This window comes from Stenotrophomonas sp. 85239_Sma, assembly GCF_056481725.1.
The window spans coordinates 2065821-2088750 of record NZ_CM151163.1; the positions used below are offsets into that span (position 1 = coordinate 2065821).

General features: G+C 65.4%; 16 protein-coding genes. 4 read left to right on the forward strand and 12 right to left on the reverse strand.

Annotated elements, in window-relative coordinates; all coding sequences use genetic code 11:
* Position 1 precedes the first annotated feature (1 nt).
* The 4 genes from ACYKG1_RS09740 to betI all read right to left on the reverse strand — a co-directional run bounded on the left by ACYKG1_RS09740 (position 2) and on the right by betI (position 5798).
* Positions 2–1678, reverse strand: coding sequence for a long-chain fatty acid--CoA ligase (locus tag ACYKG1_RS09740; RefSeq protein WP_478472544.1), 1677 nt, complete (start codon positions 1676–1678; stop codon positions 2–4).
* A gap of 233 nt (positions 1679–1911) precedes the next feature.
* On the reverse strand, positions 1912–3594 hold the full coding sequence (gene betA / locus ACYKG1_RS09745; RefSeq protein WP_049429885.1) for a choline dehydrogenase: 1683 nt from the start codon (positions 3592–3594) through the stop codon (positions 1912–1914).
* Between the two features lie 101 nt (positions 3595–3695).
* Positions 3696–5168 carry a betaine-aldehyde dehydrogenase gene (gene betB / locus ACYKG1_RS09750; protein WP_478472545.1) on the reverse strand — a complete coding sequence of 491 codons (1473 nt, stop codon included), beginning with the start codon at positions 5166–5168 and terminating at the stop codon, positions 3696–3698.
* Positions 5169–5207: 39 nt separating this feature from the next.
* The gene (gene betI, locus ACYKG1_RS09755; protein ID WP_087922449.1) at positions 5208–5798 is read right to left on the reverse strand and encodes a transcriptional regulator BetI; all 591 of its coding nucleotides are present in this window, start codon (positions 5796–5798) and stop codon (positions 5208–5210) included.
* 170 nt (positions 5799–5968) lie between these two features.
* Between betI and ACYKG1_RS09760 the strand changes: the two genes are divergently transcribed.
* Positions 5969–7519 carry a BCCT family transporter gene (locus tag ACYKG1_RS09760; protein ID WP_478472547.1) on the forward strand — a complete coding sequence of 517 codons (1551 nt, stop codon included), beginning with the start codon at positions 5969–5971 and terminating at the stop codon, positions 7517–7519.
* Between the two features lie 110 nt (positions 7520–7629).
* Here the strand turns inward: ACYKG1_RS09760 and acnA are convergent, their stop codons facing one another.
* Entirely contained in the window at positions 7630–10383 is a 2754-nt protein-coding gene (gene acnA / locus ACYKG1_RS09765) for an aconitate hydratase AcnA (protein WP_100472173.1), read from the reverse strand.
* 301 nt (positions 10384–10684) lie between these two features.
* Between acnA and ACYKG1_RS09770 the strand changes: the two genes are divergently transcribed.
* The 3 genes from ACYKG1_RS09770 to acnB are packed head-to-tail and all read left to right on the forward strand — an operon-like array spanning position 10685 to position 13949.
* Positions 10685–10909: an AbrB/MazE/SpoVT family DNA-binding domain-containing protein gene (locus ACYKG1_RS09770; protein WP_005409505.1), complete on the forward strand. Its 225-nt coding sequence runs from the start codon at positions 10685–10687 to the stop codon at positions 10907–10909.
* Positions 10910–10915: 6 nt separating this feature from the next.
* Positions 10916–11314, forward strand: coding sequence for a type II toxin-antitoxin system VapC family toxin (locus ACYKG1_RS09775; protein ID WP_010482492.1), 399 nt, complete (start codon positions 10916–10918; stop codon positions 11312–11314).
* Positions 11315–11357: 43 nt separating this feature from the next.
* Complete coding sequence (acnB, locus tag ACYKG1_RS09780) at positions 11358–13949, forward strand: bifunctional aconitate hydratase 2/2-methylisocitrate dehydratase (protein ID WP_262083479.1); 2592 nt, start codon at positions 11358–11360, stop codon at positions 13947–13949.
* 90 nt (positions 13950–14039) lie between these two features.
* On the opposite strand, the gene ACYKG1_RS09785 is transcribed toward acnB, so the two are convergent.
* The 7 genes from ACYKG1_RS09785 to ACYKG1_RS09815 form a co-directional block, all read right to left on the reverse strand.
* Positions 14040–15515, reverse strand: a complete 1476-nt coding sequence (locus ACYKG1_RS09785; protein ID WP_478472549.1) for an XVIPCD domain-containing protein — start codon at positions 15513–15515, stop codon at positions 14040–14042.
* Positions 15512–16150, reverse strand: a complete 639-nt coding sequence (locus ACYKG1_RS09790; protein WP_478472550.1) for a hypothetical protein — start codon at positions 16148–16150, stop codon at positions 15512–15514. Before ACYKG1_RS09790 ends, ACYKG1_RS09785 begins: the two co-directional genes overlap by 4 nt.
* A gap of 273 nt (positions 16151–16423) precedes the next feature.
* Complete coding sequence (locus ACYKG1_RS09795; protein WP_478472552.1) at positions 16424–17227, reverse strand: alpha/beta fold hydrolase; 804 nt, start codon at positions 17225–17227, stop codon at positions 16424–16426.
* A gap of 247 nt (positions 17228–17474) precedes the next feature.
* The gene (locus tag ACYKG1_RS09800; RefSeq protein WP_478472553.1) at positions 17475–18548 is read right to left on the reverse strand and encodes a protein-glutamate methylesterase/protein-glutamine glutaminase; all 1074 of its coding nucleotides are present in this window, start codon (positions 18546–18548) and stop codon (positions 17475–17477) included.
* On the reverse strand, positions 18545–19141 hold the full coding sequence (cheD, locus tag ACYKG1_RS09805; protein WP_014037083.1) for a chemoreceptor glutamine deamidase CheD: 597 nt from the start codon (positions 19139–19141) through the stop codon (positions 18545–18547). The genes ACYKG1_RS09800 and cheD overlap by 4 nt, the downstream gene beginning before the upstream one ends.
* Entirely contained in the window at positions 19138–20007 is an 870-nt protein-coding gene (locus ACYKG1_RS09810; RefSeq protein ID WP_100472179.1) for a CheR family methyltransferase, read from the reverse strand. Before ACYKG1_RS09810 ends, cheD begins: the two co-directional genes overlap by 4 nt.
* Before the next feature lie 37 nt (positions 20008–20044).
* On the reverse strand, positions 20045–22315 hold the full coding sequence (locus ACYKG1_RS09815; protein WP_478472555.1) for a methyl-accepting chemotaxis protein: 2271 nt from the start codon (positions 22313–22315) through the stop codon (positions 20045–20047).
* Between the last annotated feature and the right edge of the window lie 615 nt (positions 22316–22930).

Genomic DNA, 22930 nt, shown 5'->3' on the forward strand with positions numbered 1-22930 from the left:
CTTACTGGGCGGGCGTATCGCGGAGTTCGCGACGGAGGATCTTGCCGACGTTGGTCTTCGGCAGCTCCTTTCGGAATTCAACGATTTTGGGGTGCTTGTAGCCGGTCAGGTTGGCCCGGGCATGTTCCTTGACCATTTCGGCGGTCAGGTTCGGGTCCTTCTTGACGATGACCACCTTCACCACCTCGCCGGACTTGTCGTCCGGCACGCCGACCGCGGCCACTTCCAGCACGCCCGGCATCATTGCGATCACGTCCTCGACTTCATTCGGATAGACGTTGAAGCCGGACACCAGGATCATGTCCTTCTTGCGGTCGACGATGTAGAAGAAGCCCTGCTCGTCCATCTTCGCCATGTCGCCGGTGTGCAGCCAGCCGTCGGCATCGATGGTCTTGGCGGTTTCCTCCGGGCGCTGCCAGTAACCCTTCATCACCTGCGGGCCCTTGATGCAGAGCTCGCCAACCTCGCCCAGCGGCAGGATGGCGCCGTTGTCGTCCTTGATGCAGGCATCGGTGGACGGAATCGGCAGGCCGATCGAACCGTTGTACTCGGTCAGGGTGAGCGGGTTGATGCAGGCCGCCGGCGAGGTCTCGGTCAGGCCATAGGCCTCGACCAGCGTCACGCCGGTGACCTTCTTCCAGCGCTCGGCCACGGCGCGCTGCACGGCCATGCCGCCACCCAGGGTGACCTTCAGCGACGAGAAGTCGACCGTGTCGAAACCGGGGGTGTTGAGCAGTCCGTTGAACAGCGTGTTGACGCCGGTGATGGCGGTGAAGGGCGCCGATTTGAGCTCCTTGACGAAGCCCTTCATGTCACGCGGGTTGGTGATCAGGTGGTTGCAGCCACCGAATTTCATGAAGACCAGCCCGTTCGCCGTCAATGCGAAGATGTGGTACAGCGGCAGGGCGGTGATGATCCACTCCTTGCCCATCTCGATGCCCGAGGCACTGATCCAGGCCGAGGCCTGCTGCATGTTGGCGATCAGGTTGCGGTTGGTCAGCATCGCGCCCTTGGCCACGCCGGTGGTGCCGCCGGTGTACTGCAGGAACGCAATGTCGTCGTGGTCGATCTCGACCTTGGGCAGGCTGTGGCGGCTGCCGAGCTTGAGCGCATGGCGGAAGCGCACGGCGCCCTTGAGATGGTAGTTGGGCACCATCTTCTTGATGTACTTCAGCACGAAGTTGACGATCACGCCCTTGGCGCCGAGCAGGTCGCCCAGGCCGGTGGTGATCACGTGCTTGACCGGGGTATCGGCGATGACCTGCTCGACGGTGTCGCCGAAGTTGTCGACCACCACCAGTGCGGTCACGCCGGCATCGACCAGCTGGTGCTTGAGCTCGCGGGCGGTGTAAAGCGGGTTGACGTTGACTACGGTCAGCCCGGCGCGCAGCACACCGAAGGTGGCCACCGGGTACTGCAGGCAGTTGGGCATCATCAGGGCGACGCGGTCACCCTTCTTGAGCTTGAGCTCACCCAGCAGGTAGGCCGCGAACTGTTCGACCAGCGCATCGGTCTCGCCGTAGGTGAGCACCTTGCCGAAGCTGGAGTAGGCGGGACGGTCGCGGAATTTCGCGACGGAAGCGTCGAAGACCGAGGCTACCGAATGGAACTCGTTGACGTCGATCTCTGCGGGAACGCCTTTCGGATAGCTCTGCAGCCAGGGACGATCCAGACTCATATTCCCCCTCCAGGAATCGTGATGTATTAGGTTCCGGCCCTGAGCGTATCGGTAACGGCCGGTCATTGCAGCATACCCCGCCGTAGGGAAAACGCGAAGAGGGGTTCGCGAGGGCTGCAACGGTAGGTGCCGACCTTGGTCGGCACAGGATTGCGAGGGGCGCTGTGGGGGCGTGCCCACCAAGGTGGGCACCTGCCGGTTTGGGGTATGGGTCTGCCGAAGGGCCGCCTGCGTCAGCCCTGCTTGCGTACCGGTGCGCCGTTGGCCTTGTAGTACGGCGCGGTGCTGCGCGCCAGCGGGGTGCGGCCGCGGATCACGTCGGCCAGCTTCTCGGCCATCATGATGGTCGGTGCGTTGAGGTTGCCGGTCACCACCTGCGGCATGATCGAGGCATCGACGATGCGCAGGCCTTCCAGCCCGTGCACACGGCCCTGGCCATCCACCACCGCCATCGGGTCGTCGGCATGGCCCATCTTGTTCGAACATGACGGGTGATAGGCGGTCTCGGCATGCTCGCGCACGAACGCATCGATCTGCGCATCGGTCTGCAGCGCGCTGCCCGGCGAGATCTCGCGGCCGCTGTACGGCGCCAGTGCCGGCTGCGCGAAGATCTCGCGGGTGATGCGGATCGCCGCGCGGAACTCGCGCCAGTCCTGGTCGTGCGACATGTAGTTGAACAGGATGCTGGGATGTTCGCGCGGGTCCTTCGAGCGCACATGGATGCGGCCGCGGCTGGGCGAGCGCATCGAGCCGACGTGCATCTGGAAGCTGTGCGCCTTGATCGGGTTGGAGCCGTTGTAATTGATTGCCACCGGCAGGAAGTGGTACTGCAGGTTCGGCCAGTCGAACTCGGCGTCGCTGCGGATGAAGCCGCCGGCCTCGAACTGGTTGCTGGCGCCGATGCCGGTGCCCAGGAACAGCCACTCCGCACCGATCGCCGGCTGGTTGTACAGCTTCAGTGCCGGCGCCAGCGACACTGGCTTCTTGCACTCGTACTGCAGGTACATTTCGAGGTGGTCCTGCAGGTTGGCACCGACGCCTGGCAGGTGGTGCACGAGGTCGATGTCCAGGCTGCGCAGCAGGTCGGCCGGGCCGACGCCCGAGCGCTGCAGGATCTGCGGCGAGGCGATGGCGCCGCCACACAGCAGCACTTCGCGGCGGGCAGTGGCGCGCTGCGGCTGGTCGTTGTGCAGCCACTGCACGCCCACCGCGCGCTTGCCCGAGAACAGGATGCGGTCGGTCAGCGCGTGGGTGACGATGGTCAGGTTCGGGCGCGGCTTGGCCAGGTCCAGGTAGCCGCGGGCGGTGCTGGAACGACGGCCCTTCGGGGTCACCGTGCGGTCCATCGGGCCGAAGCCTTCCTGCTGGTAGCCGTTGAGGTCGTCGGTGCGCGGGTAGCCGGCCTGCACGCCGGCTTCGACCATTGCAGCAAACAGCTCGTTGTTGCCGGCCTTGGGCGTGGTCACGCGCAGCGGGCCATCGCCACCGTGGTAGTCATTGGGGCCGATGTCACGGGTTTCCGCCTTGCGGAAGTACGGCAGGCAGTCAAGGTAGGTCCAGTCTTCCAGGCCCGGCATGCTGGCCCAGTTGTCATAGTCCATCGCATTGCCGCGGATGTAGCACATGCCGTTGATCAGCGACGAGCCACCCAGGCCCTTGCCGCGGCCGCAATCCATGCGGCGGTTGTTCATGAAGGGCTCGGGATCGGTCTTGTACGCCCAGTTGTAGCGCTTGCCCTGCAGCGGGAAGGCCAGCGCCGCCGGCATCTGGGTACGGAAGTCGAGCCGGTAGTCCGGGCCACCGGCTTCCAGCAGCAGCACGCTGACATCGGCATCTTCGGTGAGGCGGGTGGCCAGCACGTTGCCGGCCGAGCCGGCGCCGATGATGATGTAGTCGTACTCGTTATGGGTGCTCATGGGTGTCTCCTGCAGGCCGGGGCGCGCTGCATGCAGGCGTCCCGGCGGGATGTCGGATCGGCGCGGTGGCCGGACGATGGGGCGGGCTGGCGGCGCGCCGGTCAGAACACGCTGGCGTAGTCGCCCAGCTCGACCTGCACCGACTTGATGCGGGTGTAGTGGCCGAGGGTGGAGATGCCGTTCTCGCGGCCGACGCCCGATTCCTTGTAGCCACCAACCGGCATTTCGGCCGGCGATTCGCCCCAGGTGTTGATCCAGCAGATGCCGGCTTCCAGGCGGTGGATGATGCGGTGGGCGCGGCTGACGTCCTTGCTGACCACACCGGCGGCGAGGCCGAAGGTGGTGTCGTTGGCACGACGCACCACTTCGTCTTCGTCGTCGTAGGCGAGGATGCTCATCACCGGCCCGAAGATCTCTTCCTTGACGATGGTCATGTCATCGCGGCAGTCGGAGAACACGGTCGGCAGCACGTAGGCGCCGTTGGCCAAGGCGCCTTCGGTGGCACGGCCACCGCCGGCCAGCAGGCGGGCGCCTTCGGCCTTGCCGCTCTCGATGTAGCGCAGCACGTTCTCCATGTGCGGGAAGCTGGTCAGCGGGCCGAAGTTGGTCTCGGCGGCCATCGGGTCACCGATGCGGATGCGCTTGACGCGCTCGACAACGGCGGCTTCGAACGCAGCCAGCATGCTGCGTGGCACGAACACGCGGGTGCCGTTGGTGCAGACCTGGCCGGAGCTGAAAAAGTTGGCCATCACCGCGATGTCGGCGGCGCGGTCCAGATCGGCGTCATCGCAGATCACCAGCGGCGACTTGCCGCCCAGTTCCATGGTCACTTCCTTCAGCGACGAGGACGCGGCGCTGGCCATGACCTTCTTGCCGGTGGCAACGCCGCCGGTGAAGGAGATCTTCTCGATCACCGGGTGCTCGGTCAGCCACTGGCCGATCTCGCGGCCCGGGCCCTGCACGACGTTGAATACGCCAGCGGGCACGCCGGCCTCGGTGTAGATCTCGGCCAGCTTGATCGCGGTCAGCGGGGTCACTTCCGACGGCTTGAACACCATCGCGTTGCCGGCCGCCAGGGCCGGGGCCGACTTCCACATCGCGATCTGGATCGGGTAGTTCCAGGCGCCGATGCCGGCGACCACGCCCAGCGGCTCGCGACGGGTGTAGAAGAAGCTCGACTCACGCAGTGGCAGTTGGATGCCTTCGATGGCGGTGGCCAGGCCGGCGTAGTACTCGACCACATCGGCGCCGGTGACGATGTCCACGGTGGTGGTTTCAGCTAGTGCCTTGCCGGTGTCCAGGGTTTCCAGATGGGCCAGTTCGTCGTTGCGCTCGCGCAGGATCTCGACGGCGCGGCGCAGGATGCGCGAGCGCTCCATGGCGGTCATCGCCGCCCACACCTTCTGGCCTTCGGCCGCGCTCTGCACGGCGCGCTCGACATCGGCCTGGCTGGCGACCTGCACTTCAGCGATCACTTCGCCGGTGGCCGGGTTGACGGACTTGAAGGTCTTGCCGCTGGTGGCATCGACCCGCTGGCCGTGGATGTAGAGCTGTTGGACGGGCAGGGCGGTCATGGGGCGTACTCCTTGGAAGGGGGGCGGATGCTGAAACGCTTATAGCGCGACAGCCTGCAACTGGAAGTCGATGTAGCCGTAAGCGATGCGCCGGGACTTCTCGGCGTTGAACTGGCCGCCGACCAGGCTGCCGCGCAGCCACAGGCCGTCGATCATGGCGGCCAGGCCGCGGGCGGCCAGGCGGGCCTGCGGGTGGGGTAGCAGGCGGTTGAACTGGTGGCACAGGTTGGAGAACAGGCGCTGGTCGTTTGCGCGCTGCAGCCGGGCCAGTTCCGGCTGATGCATGCTCGCGGCCCAGAAGGTGAGCCAGACGCGCATCGCGGTGCCATTGATCTGGCTGTCGTCGAAGTTGCCATCGACGATGGCGCGCAGCTGGTCGCGCGGGTCATCGCCGGCCTCGGCGCGGTAGCGGGCGACGGCGTCCTTCAGTTCGCGCAGGATTTGCCGCATTGCAGCATTGAGCAGGCCGTCCTTGTCGCCGAAGTAGTGGGCGACGATGCCGCTGGACAGCCCTGCCTTCTTCGCGATGGTGGCGACGGTTGCATCGGCCATGCCGATCTCGTCGATGGTCTGGAAAGTGGCCCGGATCAGCTGTTCGCGCCGTACCGGTTCCACGCCTTTCTTCGGCATTGTCTCTCCACGGATTGCGACCCGAAGGATCGGGCTGCCGGCCATTATGCTTTTTATTGATTGAACGTTCAATCAATAAACCCTAGGATGCGCTCGCGCCCCACGCCATGGGCCCGGTTTACCGGTCCGGCCCCGCCCATGTGCTCCCTCGGACTTGATGAGACGACCCCATGTCTTCCCTGGCTCATCCCAAGCGTTCGCCCCTGCGCTTGAACCGTTTTGTCTTCTTCAGCTCGTCGGTGTCGATCGGCATCCTCGGGCTGCTGACCGTTCTCTATCCCGAAGCCAGCGAGCACTGGCTGCAATGGGCGCAGGCCGAGGTGTCGGCCGCGTTCGGCTGGTGGTACATGCTGCTGATCGTGCTGTGCCTGGGCTTCGTGCTGTGGCTGGCGTTCTCGCCGTATGGCCGTATCCGCCTGGGGCACAACGAGGAATCACCGGCCTTCGGCTACGTCGCCTGGGTGTCGATGCTGTTCTCGGCCGGCATCGGCATCGCACTGCTGTACTACGGTGCCTACGAGCCGCTGGACCATTTCCTTCATCCGCCGGGGCAGCCCGGTGGTACCGTGGCTGCCGGCCGCGAGGCGATGGTGCTGACCTTCCTGCACTGGGGCCTGCACGGCTGGGCGATGTATGCGCTGGTCGGCGTGGCACTGGGCTATTTCGCCTACCGTCGCGACCTGCCGCTGGCGCTGCGCTCGGCGCTGTACCCGATCTTCGGTGAGCGCATCCATGGCCGCATCGGCGACATGGTCGATGGCTTCGGCATCCTTGCCACGCTGATCTCGATGGTGACCAACCTCGGCATCGGTGCGCTGGTGGTGCAGTCGGGCCTGGTCTACCTGTTCCATATCCCGGATACGCCGCAGGTGCTGGTGGCGATCGTGCTGGTGATGATGGCGGTGGCCACCATCGGCGTGGTGGCCGGTGTGGAGAAGGGCATTGCGTGGCTGTCCAATCTCAATGTGCGCCTGCTGTGCGGCCTGCTGCTGTTCGTGCTGGTCACCGGCCCGACCCTGCACCTGTTCGACGGCCTGATCCAGAACACCGGCGATTACCTCGGCGCGTTCGTGCGCAAGAGCTTCGACATGTACCTCAACGACCCGAAGGGCCGTGAGTGGATGGGCTCGTGGACGCTGTTCTACTGGGCCTGGTGGATCGCCTGGGCGCCATTCGTCGGCCTTTTCGTGGCGCGTATCTCGCGCGGCCGCACCATCCGCGAAGTGATCATGGGCGTGCTGCTGATCCCGCTCGGCTTCACCCTGGCCTGGCTGTCGATCTTCGGCAACACCGCCATCGACCTGGTGCTCAACCACGGCCAGGCGATCCTGGGCGACGTGGCCCAGCACGATGCGGCGATGACGCTGTTCAAGCTTCTGGAATACCTGCCCGGCGCGCCGTACGTGGCCGGTGCCGCGGTGGTGATCGGTTTCGTGCTGTTCCTGACCCCGGTCGATTCGGGCACGCTGATGATCGCCAACCTGTGCACCCGTCGCGTTGACGATGGCGTGGAAGATGGCCATGACGCGCCGATCTGGCTGCGCGTGTTCTGGGCGGCCGGCATCACCGTGGCCAGCGTCGGTCTTCTGCTGGCTGGCAATTTCAGCGCGATGCAGACCGCAGTGGTGCTGTGCGGCCTGCCGTTCTCGTTCACCTTGGCGTTCTACATGTGGGGCCTGCTGAAGGCGCTGCGCACCGACCCGGACGCCCCGCGGCGGTAGGTAGCGCCGGGCCATGACCGGTGAACGCCAAAGCAAAGGGCCGGATCTGTGAGGATCCGGCCCTTTGCGTTTGCTTGCGGGATGCGCCGGGCATGGCCCGGCGTTACCCGTTACTTTGCTGCCAACTGGCGCAGTACGTACTGCAGCAGGCCGCCATGACGGAAGTATTCGACTTCCTTCGGGGTCAACAGCATTACCGAGACCTCGAAGGTCTTCTTCGTGCCATCGGCCTTGGTGGCGGTGACCGTGGCGCGCTTGCTGGCACCGTCCTGCAGGCCGGTGATGTCGATCACTTCCGAGCCGTCCAGGCCCAGAGACTGCGCGTTCTCGCCGTTGCGGAACTGCAGCGGCAGCACGCCCATGCCGACCAGGTTGGAGCGATGGATGCGCTCGAAGCTCTCGGCGATGACCGCCTTCACCCCCAGCAGCAGGGTGCCCTTGGCCGCCCAGTCGCGCGACGAGCCGGTGCCGTATTCCTTGCCCGCCAGCACCACCAGCGGCACCTTGTCGGCCTTGTACTTCATGGCCGCATCGTAGATCGCCAGTTTCTCCGGCTGGCCACCGCCGGCCGGGTAGTACAGGGTGTTGCCGCCTTCCTCGCCACCGAACATCAGGTTCTTGATGCGGATGTTGGCGAAGGTGCCGCGGACCATGACGTCATCGTTGCCGCGGCGGCTGCCGTAGCTGTTGAAGTCGGCCGGCTGCACGCCGCGCTCCTGCAGGAAGCGGCCTGCCGGCGAGTCCTTCTTGATGTTGCCGGCCGGGGAGATGTGGTCGGTGGTGATCGAATCGCCGAACAGGCCCATCACGCGCGCGCCGTGCACGTCGTCGATGCTGCCGGTCTGCATGGTCATGCCATCGAAGTACGGCGGGTTCTTGATGTAGGTGGAGGCATCGCTCCACTCGTACAGATTGCCGTCCGGCGAAGCGATGGTGTTCCAGCGGGTATCACCCTTGAACACATCGGCGTAGTTCTGCTTGAACATCTCCGGGCCGATGGTGGCGGCGATGACGTCGCCGATTTCCTTGTTGCTCGGCCAGATGTCGCGCAGGAACACCGGCTGGCCATCGCTGCCGGTACCCAGCGGCTGGGTGGTCAGGTCGATGTCGGTGGTGCCGGCGATGGCATAGGCCACCACCAGCGGCGGGCTGGCCAGGTAGTTCATCTTCACTTCGGGGTGCACGCGGCCTTCGAAGTTGCGGTTGCCGGACAGTACCGAGGTGACGACCAGGTCGCCGGTGGCGATGCCGGCGCTGACTTCGGTCGGCAGCGGGCCGGAGTTGCCGATGCAGGTGGTGCAGCCGTAGCCGACCACGTAGAAGCCGATCTTCTCCAGCTCCTTCAGCACGCCGGCTTTTTCCAGGTAATCGGTGACCACGCGCGAGCCCGGCCCGAGCGAGGTCTTGACCCACGGCTGGCGGTTCAGGCCCTTGGCGGCCGCGTTGCGGGCCAGCAGGCCGGCACCGATCATCACCGCCGGGTTGGAGGTGTTGGTGCACGAGGTGATGGCAGCGATGACCACCGCGCCATCCTTCAGGCGCACCTTGCGGCCTTCGGTTTCGATATCGGCGAAGCCCTTGGCCAGCTGCTCGTTGCCGACCGCCGCACCGCCGCCTTCATTGACGAACGAGGAGACGTCGTCGCTGCGCTTGTCACGGTTGGCGGTCATGCCAACCAGGGCTTCGCGGTAGTTCTTCTGCACGTCTTCCAGCAGCACGCGGTCCTGCGGACGCTTCGGGCCGGCCAGCGACGGCTTCACCGTACCCATGTCCAGTTCCAGCGTGGTGCTGTACTGGGCATGCGGGCTGCCCGGTTCATGCCAAAGGCCCTGTGCCTTGGCATAGGCTTCGACCAGGTCGATCTGCTCTTCGCTGCGGCCGGACAGGCGCAGGTAGTTCAGCGACTCGGCGTCGATCGGGAAGATGCCGCAGGTGGCCCCATATTCCGGGGCCATGTTGCCGATGGTGGCGCGGTCGGCCAGCGGCAGGTGCTGCAGGCCGTCGCCATAGAACTCGACGAACTTGCCGACCACGCCCAGCTTGCGCAGCATCTGGGTAACGGTGAGCACCAGGTCGGTAGCGGTAGCGCCCTCGGGCAGCTTGCCGGTCAGCTTGAAGCCCACCACCTGCGGGATCAGCATCGACGACGGCTGGCCGAGCATGGCCGCCTCCGCTTCGATGCCGCCCACGCCCCAGCCCAGCACGCCGATGCCGTTGATCATGGTGGTGTGGCTGTCGGTACCGAACACCGTGTCCGGATACGCAACGGCCTTGCCGTCCTTGTCCGCGGTCATCACCACGCGGGCCAGGTTCTCCAGGTTCACCTGGTGGACGATGCCGGTGTTCGGCGGCACCACCTTGAAGTTGTCGAAGGCCTTCTGGCCCCAGCGCAGGAAGCCGTAGCGTTCCTGGTTGCGCTGGAATTCGATCTTGCCGTTGAGGTCCAGCGCGTCCGGCTTGCCGAACACATCGACCTGCACCGAGTGGTCGATGACCAGTTCGGAGGGAATCTGCGGATTGATCTGCTCCGGCGAGCCGCCGAGCTTGACCACCGCGTCGCGCATCGCGGCCAGGTCGACCACGCAGGGCACGCCGGTGAAGTCCTGCAGGACCACGCGCGCCGGCATGAAGGCGATCTCGGTGTCCGGCTCGGCGGCCGGGTTCCAGCGGGCTACGGCTTCGATGTGGTCCTTGCCGACGGTGACGCCGCCATCTTCGTGCCGGAGCAGGTTCTCCAGCAGGATCTTCATCGAGTAGGGCAGGTGGGAGATATCGAAGCGCTGGCCCAGCGTGGGCAGGCTGAAGTAGTCGTAGGTCCTGCCGCCGACATTCAGCTGGCTGCGGGTGGAGAACGAATCGCTCATGCGGGGTAACTCCTTCTTGCGGATGGCTTGCAGTGGCCCGCGCATGGCAGGCCTGCTTGCGTTTGCCGCGGGCCTGGCGGCCCCGGTGGTCCCAGTATGAATCCTGGACTGAATGGATTCATCCGGGCCGGGTTCCGGCCTGCAGCATCGGTTCCAGACTACAGGGGAAGGTGTATGGCGTATGTCACGTTTGTGGCCGATCCTTTGCGAGGCAAGGGCTGGCGGGGTGCCGGTCCTGTTCAGGGTGGAAGTATGCCCGGGGAAGTATGTATAATTTGTGCATACTCTGGAGGGCCTACCGATGGAAGCCACTGTTGCAGAACGCGGACAGATCACCCTGCCCAAGGCGGTGCGTGATGCCCTCGGCCTGACCAAGGGCACGCTGCTGAAGGTCGAGCTGGACGGCAGCCGCATCATCCTGCGCAAGAGTGTTGACGATGCCATTTCACGGGCGCGCGGCAAGTTCGCGCTGGACGGTTTCGAATCGTCCGACGCAGCGGTACGCGCGGTGCGTGACGAGGAATAAGCCGTGATGATCGCCGTCGATTCGCCGGTGCTGGTCGAGCTGCTCAGCAATGGTCCGCAGGCCGATGCCGTGGAAGCCATCCTCAGGCAGAGCCTGGTCGGTGGCCGCGTGGTGGTCTGCGGCGCGACCCTGGCCGAGGTCTGCGCATCGTTGCGCGGCGGCGCCGAGGTGCTCGAAGCGCTGGAAGAAATGGGCGTGCACTTCAATCCGATGGAAGCCAAGTCGGCGCTGCGTGCCGGCGAGATGCACCGTCGCCACCGCCAGCGCAGTGGCAGCCGCCGCAGCCTGGACGAATTCATGGTCGGCGCCCACGCACTGTTGCAGTGCGATGGCCTGATCACCTGGAACGACACGTTTTACCGCGACTACTTCAAGGGCCTGAAGCTGATCGTGCCGCACGCCTGAGCCCACTTTGATTTTTCAACCTACGCATTACCCGGGAGTTGTCATGTTGGAAGCCTACCGCCACCACGTCGCCGAGCGCGCTGCGCTTGGCATCCCGCCGCTGCCGCTGAGCGCGCAGCAGACGGCCGATGTCATCGAACTGCTGAAGAACCCGCCGCAGGGCGAGGCCGAGTTCCTGCTCGACCTGCTGACCCACCGCGTGCCGGCCGGCGTCGATGACGCGGCCAAGGTCAAGGCCTCGTACCTGGCGGCGATCGCCCTGGGCAGCGAGCAGAACCCGCTGATCAGCCGCGAGCGTGCCACCGAACTGCTGGGCACCATGCTCGGTGGCTACAACGTCGCGCCGCTGGTGCAGCTGCTGGACGACGCCAGCGTCGGCACCATCGCCGCCAACGGCCTGAAGAAGACCCTGCTGGTGTTCGATGCCTTCCACGATGTGCAGGAAAAGGCCAAGGCCGGCAACGCCAACGCCCAGGCCGTGCTGCAGAGCTGGGCCGATGCCGAGTGGTTCACCAGCAACCCGGAAGTGCCGCAGAGCCTGACCGTCACCGTGTTCAAGGTGCCGGGCGAGACCAACACCGACGACCTGTCGCCGGCGCCGGACGCGACCACCCGCCCGGACATCCCGATGCACGCCCTGGCGATGCTGAAGAACAAGCGCGACGATGCGCCGTTCACCCCGGAAGAAGACGGCAAGCGCGGCCCGATCCAGCAGATCCTGTCGCTGAAGGACAAGGGTCACCTGGTTGCCTACGTCGGCGACGTGGTCGGCACCGGTTCCTCGCGCAAGTCGGCCACCAACAGCGTGCTGTGGTGGACCGGCGATGACATTCCGTTCATCCCGAACAAGCGTGCCGGTGGCGTCTGCCTGGGTTCGAAGATCGCCCCGATCTTCTACAACACCATGGAAGATGCCGGTGCACTGCCGATTGAGCTGGACGTGTCGAAGATGGAGCACGGCGATGTGGTCGAGCTGCGTCCGTACGAAGGCAAGGCGCTGAAGAACGGCGAAGTGATTGCCGAGTTCCAGGTCAAGTCCGAAGTGCTGTTCGACGAAGTGCGCGCCGGTGGCCGCATTCCGCTGATCATCGGCCGTGGCCTGACCGGCAAGGCGCGCGAAGCGCTGGGCCTGGCCCCGACCGACCTGTTCCGCCTGCCGGTGCAGCCGGTCGATACCGGCAAGGGCTTCTCGCTGGCGCAGAAGATGGTCGGCCGCGCCTGTGGCCTGCCGGAAGGCCAGGGCATGCGCCCGGGCACCTACTGCGAACCGAAGATGACCTCGGTCGGCTCGCAGGACACCACCGGCCCGATGACCCGTGACGAACTGAAGGACCTGGCCTGCCTGGGCTTCTCGGCCGACCTGGTGATGCAGTCGTTCTGCCACACCGCCGCTTATCCGAAGCCGGTGGACGTGAAGACCCACCACACCCTGCCGGAGTTCATCTCTACCCGTGGCGGCATCTCGCTGCGCCCGGGCGACGGCGTGATCCACAGCTGGCTCAACCGCATGCTGCTGCCGGATACCGTCGGCACCGGTGGTGACTCGCACACCCGTTTCCCGGTGGGTATTTCGTTCCCGGCCGGTTCGGGCCTGGTTGCCTTCGCCGCCGCCACCGGCGTGATGCCGCTGGACATGCCGGAGTCGGTGCTGGTGCGCTTCAAGGGCAAGATGCAGCCGGGCGTGACCCTGCGTGACCTGGTCAACGCGATCCCGCTGTACGCGATCAAGTCGGGCCTGCTGACCGTGGCCAAGGCTGGCAAGAAGAACATCTTCTCCGGCCGCATCCTGGAAATCGAAGGCCTGCCGGAGCTGAAGGTCGAACAGGCGTTCGAACTGTCCGACGCCTCGGCCGAGCGTTCGGCGGCCGGTTGCTCGGTGCGCCTGAACAAGGAACCGATCATCGAGTACCTCAACAGCAACATCACCCTGCTGAAGTGGATGATCGCCGAGGGTTACCAGGATCCGCGCTCGCTGCAGCGCCGTATCGAGAAGATGGAAGCGTGGCTGGCCAACCCGGAGCTGCTGGAGCCGGATGCCGACGCCGAGTACGCCGCCGTCATCGAGATCGACCTGGCCGACATCCACGAGCCGATCGTGGCCTGCCCGAACGACCCGGACGACGTGAAGACCCTGTCCGAAGTGGCCGGCGCCAAGATCGACGAAGTGTTCATCGGTTCGTGCATGACCAACATTGGTCACTTCCGCGCGGCTGCCAAGCTGCTGGAAGGCAAGCGTGACCTGCCGACCCGCCTGTGGGTGGCCCCGCCGACCAAGATGGATGCTTCCGAGCTGACCAAGGAAGGCGTGTACGGCACCTTCGGCGCTACCGGCGCACGCATGGAAATGCCGGGCTGCTCGCTGTGCATGGGCAACCAGGCGCAGATCCGCGAAGGTTCCACCGCGATGTCGACCTCGACCCGCAACTTCCCGAACCGCCTGGGCCGCAACACCAACGTGTACCTGGGTTCGGCGGAACTGGCGGCGATCTGCTCGCGCCTGGGCCGCATCCCGACCAAGGAGGAGTACATGGCGGACATCGGCGTGATCAACGCCAATGGTGCGGAGATCTACCGCTACATGAACTTCGACCAGATCGAGGAATACCAGGACGTGGCCAAGACGGTTGCTGCCTGAGGGTAGTGCCGGCCAGTGGCCGGCATCCCGTTGAAACGAAGAACCCCCGGTGAAAGCCGGGGGTTTTTTGTGTGTGCCGGGCCAGGTGGCCTAGCCCATGCGCATCGCCGTCCGGGCCTGCTCCTGGACGTGGTCTTGCTGGGCAACCTGCTGTGCCTGCGACATCTGTTCGACCTTGGCGAGCGACTGCTCCACGGGCGTATTGACGGCGTCGCTGATCGCGACCGAAGACCGCAGGTGTGCCGGATTGTCGAGCGCTCCCTGCACAACGAACATGCGAGGGCCCGAGCCGTCGCTGGGTGGATTGCCCAGGACCACATGATCGACGCGTTCCAGGCCACTGCTCTTGGCCGCTGCCAGCAGGCTGGCCGTCATCCGCTCACTGGTGTCATCGAAGCTGCGCCCGTGCCTGGCATCCACGGCGGATACACCGTCGCGAATCTGCCGGTAGAGAGGTTGGTCTGGGTGGCCTTCCTTCCTGGGATCCAGGCCTGCCCTGTCCAGGGTGGATTCGATGCTCTCCTGCAACGGGTTCCTGGGAGAGAAGCCGGGATTGCCGAGGGAGGGCGAGCCCTGGTCGGTTGCATCCTGGGTCAGTTGCTCCCCAGGCTTGAGCGCATTGCGGGCCTGCGCCGCGGCTTCAGCTTCGTGGCGGGCATGCGCACCAGCTTCCTCCGTGCCGCGCAGGTAATTGACCCCGTCGCGCAGCAGACCCGGTCCACCGCCGACAAGCACGGTCGCCGCCGCGCGCAGCTGATGAACATCACTGCGGTAGTCGGCAATCCGGCGCAGGTCTTCAGGATCCGTGATCCGGGCTTCGGGGTTGTCCAGTACAGACTGCACCGGACCCTTGTCGGTCATGCGATCAAGGAAATGAACCAATCGATGGGAGTCACCCAACTGGACCGCCACGGCGGCGGACATGACATGACCGCTCTTCATCCCAAGCGTTCCGAGCGAGGCGATGCGCTGGCCCTGCTCGGCGTTGCGCAGGACCTCCAGTTCCCTGGGCAGCGCGTACATCTCGACCTTGCCGTAATGAGGGCCGCCCGCACTGACCAGGTCGCCTGCCATCACATGGTTGGTGAAGGGCGCCGCATTGGCCGGCTGGCCTTCAGGGAGGCGATACGCCAGCCCGGCGGCACCGTAAGGATTGAATGCGTCGCCGGGGAGGTTGTAGTGATGGGCGGTGATCTGCGCGAGGGCGCCGCCGAGGGAGTGGCCGGTAACGGATACCTGGCCATATCCATTTGCGTCAGCCAGCTCGATTGCCTGCTTTGTCAGCGCGAGGGCATCATCAATCTGTGCGTTGATTCTGGCGGTGACCATCGCCGCATCGATGCCGCCGTCAATCAGAGGCTGGCGATCAAATTCGGTACCGCGATGGGTGACGATTACTTCTTTGGATTCGAGATTATGGTAAATGACGCCTTGGTAGCCGGTGGCGGAGTTTAGGCTGGCCAATACACGATATTCCGTCCCGGCAATGGTAACAATGGCCTTGGGCTCAGGGAGCGGATCCTTGTAGACATGATCTGAGAGGGCTGCATTTGCTCCAGGATTCATTGGGCTGTTCCTTCAGTCCGCGTGGAGATTTCGATTGGGAAGTAATTCTTTCGCTTATCTGGAGACATCTTCTCGTACCAAGTCGAAGGCTCGGTAGGCGTCCACTCTGGCGATCCCCCTGAAGTCATGGGGCGTAAGGCGCGATGTACGTAGGTAGTAGAGAGTTTCTCGGTTTCAAGCTTTGTGAATGAAGTCCATGCGGTTGCTTGGATAGGTCGATCATCGATGATGAAGGCGAATGAAGCTTCCACGAGCACGGGTGTCCAAGTGCACGGGCCGCGACCGTAATAATCGGCAACTTCCATGCCGTCGTTGAATACAGCACTGCTGAACTCAGTAGCATTGAGGCGTTGTGCCTGAAGCTCAACCTTGTGCTGATTCGGCTCGTACTGCACCCCCTCCCAATTGTTGACCGGAGGGAGACAGAGTGGGTCTATCTCATACGTGACGAAGACCGAAGGAACGGGGACATCCACGGGTGCATCGTGGACCCGAATCACAATCGGCAGCGCATCCTTGGGCGCAGGATTCTCGCGATAGACCGGGAACGAGCGTTCCTTGTTGCAGCCCGGAACGGCCAGTGTGATCAAAGCGATCAACGCAACATGAGCAAGGCTGGGGGCGGGTTTCAGCATGAGCGGTCCATGTCGCTGATCAAGGTTTTGCGGGGTGCGGCGACACCATGAAGGGCACCTCGGGGCAAATACGACGGATTGCGTATGTCATGCCGGCTGCACCCCGGTACTCCATCCTTGTGTGCCGGTGCCACGGGGCGTTGCGGCGTATCGTTCATCGGCGTTCCATTGCTCTGCGATGTCTGACTATACGACCCGGTGTAGCTGTACTCCAAGGCCGAGGTGCAGCGCCGGGGGCGTTCCGTGGGACGCCGCCCAGCATCCTGCCGCTTGCTAGCAGGCAACGTGCAGCGACTGCTGCAACCATGCATCAAGGTGCACGCTGGCGAATGCCGGATTCTCCAGCGTGGAGATATGGCCAGCATCGGGGATCGATTGCAGCCGGCAGCCGATCTGGTCCGCCATCTGCCGCGCTTCGGTCAGGGGGCGTGGGAGGTCGTGTTCGCCACTCAGGATCAACGTTGTTTCCCGGTCCAGATCCTTCAACGCACCCAGCCGATCCGGGCGGCCGAAGATCAGGCGGCCGAGCGGCACCACCGCGTTCAGCAGGCGCTCGCGGGGCCAGGACAGCAGCCGTTGCCGGAACAGCAACCGGATCGGATCGTCGGTGGCGATGCCCGGGCGGAAGAACAGCGGCACGATCTGTTCGGCCATGGCTTCGGGGATGCAGCCCAGCTGTTCGATCATGTCGAGCATGCCGAAGTAGCGTTGCCGGGAGGCCTCCGGTTCCGCACCGAGATAGGTATCCATCAGGATCAGCGAACGGACCTGATCGGGACGTTGCAGCGCCAGTTCCGCCGCCCACATGCCACCCACCGAGAGCCCTGCCATTGCGTACTGCCCGATGCCCAGCGCATCCAGCAGTCGGCCTACTTCATGGGCGAGGCACGCCGGGGTAGTGAAGGCTGCTGACAGGGGCAGATCGTTGTCGTGGCCGGGGAGCTCCGGGATGATCAGGCGATAGCGCCGCGACAGCAGCTCGATCTGCGGTGCCCACATGGAGCGGCCCCAGAGATAGCTGCCGCCAAGGACGATGGGAAAGCCGGTGCCGATATCGTGATGGGTGAGAAGGGGCAAGGAGGTGCTCCATGGAAGGGAGCCTCACGCTGCGGGGGGCAGGGGACGAACGTCCAATGTGGGGAATCGACAGGGATCCATCCTGGGGCACAAACGAGGTGAGTGCGTCACGCATGTGCGCAAGCAGCACTGTTGAAACATCGTTGTCCGGCGTTGCTGCAAGGTCGAACGGGTTGAATGCGACGTCTGTCGGTTGTTTTCAGCCGGGTGCGGAGCGGAGCAAAGGCTCAGCCCCGCAGCAGTCCCATCACCCGCGGGCCAGTGCCAGCAACCGCTCGGCGATCCGTTCCAGCGGCACCTGCTCCTCGGCCGCGCCCAGCTTGAAGGCGGCCCCGGGCATGCCCCAGACCACGCTGGTGGCCTCGTCCTGCACCAGCGTGGGTGCGCCGGCCTGGCGCATTTCCAGCAGGCCGCGTGCGCCGTCATCGCCCATGCCGGTGAGGATGGCGCCGATGGCATTGCCGCCCGCGTTCTGTGCGACCGAGCGGAACAGTACATCGACCGCTGGCTTGTGCCGGTTCACCGCCGGGCCATCGTCGACCCGGCAGCGCCAGCGTGCACCGTCGCGGATGATCCGCAGGTGCTTGCCGCCGGGCGGCAGGTAGGCATGGCCGGGCAGCACGGCTTCGCCGTCGCTGGCCTCGCGCACGGCCATCGCCGAGTGGCGGTCCAGGCGTTCGGCGAAGGCGCTGCTGAAGCTGGCCGGCAGGTGCTGGGTCATCACCACGGCGGGCGCGTCGGCCGGCATGCCTTCCAACACCACGCGCAGCGCTTCGGTGCCACCGGCGGACGAGCCGATCGCGATCAGCCGGTCGGTGGTGCGGAACTGCGGTGCGGCGGGGCGCATCGCTGGCGCGGCGTCCAGCATGAGCTTCGCCGTTGCCGCACGCACCAGCGGGCGAACACGCGAACGGGCTGCCATCTTGACCTTGGCGATGATTTCGTCGGCGTAGGCCTGCAGGCCGCGCGCTACGTCCAGCTTCGGCTTGGAGACGAAATCCACTGCACCCAAGGCCAGCGCCTGCAGGGTGGTGTCGGCGCCGCGCTCGGTCAGCGAGGAGATCATCACCACCGGCAATGGATGCAGTCGCATCAGGTTTTCCAGGAAGGCCAGGCCATCCATGCGCGGCATTTCCACGTCCAGGGTGATCACGTCCGGGGACAGGCGCTTTATCTTCTCGCGTGCCAGCAGCGGGTCGGCGGCGGTACCGACCACATCGATGGATGGATCGCTGGACAGGATTTCCGTGAGCATCTGGCGCACGACGGCCGAGTCGTCGACGATCAGGACCCGGCAGGGGGCGTTGCCGGTCAGGGTCATTCGAACAGCTCCACGCCACCGGTGACCGGGGCCTTGGACAGGCGTGCGCGTACGGCCGATTCGGTCGCGGCGACTTCGGCTTCGTGGGCATGTGGCAGGCGCTGAACGACCACGCGGCCGGTATCGGCGAAGAACCAGATCTTGCGCGGATGGATGCCGCACAGGTCCTCGGCAATGATCGGGATATGCTCGGCCTGCAGGTATTGGCGCACGAATTCGGCGTTGCGGGTGCCGACCGGGTTGCTGGTGAAGCCCTTGAGCACGTTGGCGCCGCCGAACACCTTGGCTTCGATGCGCTTGCGGTGGGCGCCACGCTTGAGCATGTCGTTGATCAGAAGTTCCATCGCGTAACTGCCGTAGCGTGCAGGTGCGCCGTCGCCGGCGTTGCCCTCGGGCAGCAGGAAATGGTTCATGCCACCGATCTTCAGCACCGGGTCGCGCAGGCAGGCCGCCACGCAGGAACCCAGCGTGGTGGTCAGCGCAGTGGTGTCATCGACCACCAGGTACTGGGTCGGCAGCAGCTTGGCAGCGATGGTCTGGAAGCGTGCATCCTGGTAGCGCATGACATCATCGGTACGCAATGAAGCATTCATGCGCCGGCCTTTGCCGCACGGCGGTACAGGGTGCGTCCGCAGGGCTGGATGAGGTCGGCGGCGTGCAGGTAGTTCTCCGAGTGGCCGGTGTAGAGCAGGCCGTCGTCGGCCAGGTGCTGCACCAGGCGGCCGAGGATGGCGCGCTGGGTCGGCTTGTCGAAGTAGATCATCACGTTGCGGCAGAACAGCGCGTCGAACGGGCCGCCGACGTCGTAGCGCGGCGCGAGCAGGTTCAGCGGACGGAACTCGATCAGCTCGCGCAGTGCGGGCAGCACGCGGCACTGGCCCTCGTTGGGGCCGCTGCCGCGCTGGAAGTAGCGGCGGCGCAGATCCGGGTCGAGGCTGGTGACGCGATCGATGTTGTAGACGCCGCGACCGGCGGTGGCCAGCACCTGCGTATCGACGTCGGTGGCGATGATGCGCACCGGTGGCTTCAGCGTGCCGAAGGCCTCGCAGGCAGTGATTGCCATCGAGTAGGGCTCTTCGCCGGTGGATGCCGCGCACGACCACAACAGCAGCGGCGTGCGGCCGGAGCGCTGCTGCAGCTCCTCGCGCAGCTTGTCGAAGTGGTGCGGCTCGCGGAAGAACGAGGTCAGGTTGGTGGTCAGCGCATTGGTGAACGCCTGCCACTCGTCGCCGTCTTCCTGCTCCAGATGGTCCAGGTACTGTTGGAAGCTGCGCATGCCCAGCGTGCGCAGGCGGCGCGACAGGCGGCCATAGACCATGTCGCGCTTTGCCGGCGCGAGGGCGATGCCCACGCGCTGGTAGATCAGGTCGCACACGCGGCGGAAATCACGGTCGGCGAACTCGAATTCGCGCGGGCCGGTAACGATGGGAGTAGGACTTTGCACGGGGGACGTGTCCATCGGCGAGGGCGGTGGCCGCAGCCACCGCGGGTGGGTCTCAGAATTCCTGCCAGTCGCTGTCGCTGGCGACGAAGGCGCTGGCATTGCTGCTGCGGCGGACCGGAGCGGGCGTACTGGCCGGCTGCGGACGTGCGACGGTGGTGACACGGGCCGGTTCGACGCGCGCGGCCACGGCCTTCACTGCGGCCGAGACCTGGTTGTCGAGGCGGAAGATCGCCACGGCATCGGCCAGCTGCGCGGCCTGGTCTTCCATCGCACGTGCGGCGGCGGTGGCTTCCTCCACCAGCGCGGCATTCTGCTGGGTGGTTTCGTCCATCTGCACCACGGTCTGGTTGACCTGCTCGATGCCGGCCGACTGTTCCTGCGAGGCCGCGGAGATCTCGGCCATGATGTCGGTCACCCGCTGCACCGAGGCGACGATCTCGCCCATGGTGCTGCCGGCCTGGTGGACCAGGCTGGAACCTTCGGCGACCTTGCCGACGGAGTCGTCGATCAGGCCCTTGATCTCCTTGGCGGCGGCAGCCGAGCGCTGGGCGAGGGTACGCACTTCGCTGGCGACCACGGCGAAGCCGCGGCCCTGTTCACCGGCACGGGCGGCTTCCACCGCGGCATTCAGCGCCAGGATGTTGGTCTGGAAGGCGATACCGTCGATGACGCTGATGATCTCGGCGATCTTCTTCGACGAGGCTTCGATGGCCGACATGGTAGTGACCACTTGGCCGACCACGTCACCGCCCTGCGAGGCGACGCCATGCGCGCCGATCGCGAGCTGGTTGGCCTGGCGTGCATGCTCGGCGTTCTGGCGCACGGTGGAGGTCAGTTCCTCCATCGAAGCAGCGGTTTCTTCCAGGTTGGCGGCCTGCTGCTCGGTACGGCGCGACAGGTCGCTGTTGCCGGAGGCGATCTCGCCGGCGGCGAGGGTGATGCTGCCGGCGCTGGCCTGGATCTGGCCGACGATCTGGGTCAGCTGCGCGACGGTGGTGTTGGCGTCGTCACGCATGCGGGCGAACACGCCCTGGTAGTCGCCGTGCATGCGCGCGGTCAGGTCACCCTCGGCGATGGCCGACAGCAGCTGCGAGAGCTTGCCGAGGTTGTCATCGCTGACCGCCATCATGGCGTTGAGGTTTTCCAGCATCAGGCGGAAATCGTGATCGAAGCGCTGCGCATCGCCACGGCGGCTGAAGTCACCGGCCGCGGCGGCGCTGGCCAGCTGCTTGATCTCGGCGTTGATGCGGCCGAGGTTGGCCTTGACCGTATCGACGGTGGTGGTCATCGCGGCCTTTTCGCCCGGGTAGCGCGCGATGTCGCGGCTGAGATCGCCGACCGCGTACTGCTGTACCACGTCCAGCACGTCGTGCAGGGTCTGCACATGGCCGCCAACCAAGGCATTGGTTTCCTGCACCATCAGCCCGTACTCGCCGGGGAAGGCGCTGGCGTCGATGCGGTAGCTCAGTTCGCCACCGTCGTGGCGGCGCGCCATTTCGCGCTGGCCGGTGATGACCGCATGCAGCTGCTGCTGCATGCCGGCCATGGCCTCCAGCAGGCGGCCGGTTTCGTCGTGCGGCTGCGGGCCGATGTGGCTGTCCAGCTTGCCGCCGGCGATGCCTTCGGCCACGGCGGTGGCCTGCTTCAGCGGTACAGCAATACGGTTGCCGATGACCCAGCTCAGGGCCAGCACGATCAGCACCAGCACGCCACCGGAGACCGCCATGATGGCGGTGAACACCAGCGCCTGCTTCTGCACGTCGTCCATGTAGACGCCGCTGCTGACCACCCAGTTCCAGGGCGCGAACAGGCCGGCGTAGGCGACCTTCTCGACCACGCCCTCGCTGCCCGGCTTGGCCCAGCGGTAGTTGACGAAGCCACCACCGGCCTTGGCAGCTTCAACCTGGTCGTAGTAGATGCGCACGCCGTCGTCGGTGCGGAAGTCCTTCATGTCCTTGCCGACCAGATCCTTGCGGAACGGGTGCATCAGCAGGCGGTAGCCGGTGTCGTAGATGTTGAAGTAATACGCATCGTTATCGGCGCGCATCACTTCCAGCGCCTGCAGGGCGGCGGCCTTGGCAGCGTCCTCGCTGAGCTCGCCGGTACCGGCCAGGCGATGGTAGTGCTGCAGGATGCCGTAGCTCAGTTCGACCTGGGTCTTCAGTGCGGTCTTGCGGGTTTCGGTGAGGTCCAGGTACTGCATGCGGGCGGCGATCACCGAGAGCGCGATCACGCCGAGCGCGATGAGCAGCGTCAGCAGGTTGAGCTTGCGCCGGACGGAAAGATTGCGGAAGTAGTGTTGCCAGCGATGCAGGAGATTCATCGAGCAGGACCAGGTCGAAGCGGGCGGGCGGCGCCGAGCCGGTCAGCGGCGGGATACGCCGTGACAACCCCGTTATCGGCCGCGCGGGCGGGGGATTGAGGTGCGGTGTCCGAACGTATTCAGGTTTCCTTGCAGCGGCGGCTGCGGCGCTGCCTGCGGCAGGCTTTTGAAGCAACAGCAGCGGCAACGGCAACGGCAGGTCATGGCGATGGGTTGCTACGGATTGGCCGGGTCGGGGTGGGCAGGCAGGACACGCCGTGAACCCATCCATGGGGGCTCGATGGCGCCATCCATGGCGCCAACGGTCCTGCCTACCCACCCCGACCCGGCCCGCCAAGGTTTCACTTCGGCGGACGGCAAGAGCGTTGGGTTTCCAGGTGGAAAGAGGGGTCAGATCCGTTTTCCTGCGGAAAACGGATCTGACCCCGGAAGCGACCAGGCTTCTGCTTTTTGCTCTTCTTTCTTCAATCCGGGGTGGACGCGCACGGAAACTGTCCGTGGCCGGGAGGGTGGGTTGCGCAGGGGCGTAAGCGCCATGGATGGCGCGCCCGAGCCTACAAGGACGTATTCACGGCGTCCCCTGCGCAATCCACCCTCCCGGCCAAATCTCAGCAG